Origin of the sequence: Bartonella sp. CL71SXKL, assembly GCF_042194935.1 — a bacterium.
Taxonomy (GTDB): domain Bacteria; phylum Pseudomonadota; class Alphaproteobacteria; order Rhizobiales; family Rhizobiaceae; genus Bartonella.
In genome coordinates this window covers 1-634 of record NZ_JBHINI010000126.1, presented here as the reverse complement: position 1 = coordinate 634, position 634 = coordinate 1, and the positions used below count along the sequence as shown (strand labels likewise).

General features: G+C 39.0%; 1 protein-coding gene. It reads left to right on the top strand.

Features of this window, described 5'->3' with window-relative positions; all coding sequences use genetic code 11:
- Nucleotides 1–557: S24 family peptidase (locus ACFILA_RS09865; RefSeq protein WP_375661163.1), on the top strand; the 557-nt coding region annotated here is incomplete at its 5' end.
- Nucleotides 558–634 lie beyond the last annotated feature (77 nt).

Genomic DNA, 634 nt, shown 5'->3' with positions numbered 1-634 from the left:
CCAGAGCAACCATTACAAGATACGAGAATGGTGACAGAAAAGCTAATCAAGATGTGCTATTTAACTTAGCCGATATTTTCAATGTTTCTGTAGATGACTTTTTCCCTCCACGTGAAAAGGAAGACGAAAATGTTACTAACGTTGTTTATCCAAAAGGTGATGCCTTCAATCGTGTATCTATTCCTATTGTTGGTGCTATTGCTTGTGGTGATCCCATCACTGCTGAAGAAAACATTGATGGATATACGGAGGAAGTCTTTAATGGTTCTGTACCAACTGGTACTCTTTTTGCATTAAAGTGCAAGGGACACAGCATGGAACCAACTATTCCAGATGGATCTCTTGCTATTATCCACGAACAACCAGAGGTTGAAGATGGGGAAATTGCCGCCGTGCTAGTTGATGGAGATTCTGAAGCCACTCTAAAACGTGTAAAACATCAAGGCAAATTAGTTATGTTAATGCCAGACAATAAGGATTACAGCCCGATCATTCTGGATAAAGATCATCCTGGAAGGATTGTTGGTAAAGTCATCCGCTATTCTGTAGAACTTTAATATTCGGGAGGAATATATATGTATCTATTTGGGTTTATCCTAGTTATTGCAGCAGTCATTTACTACTCTAAAAACAG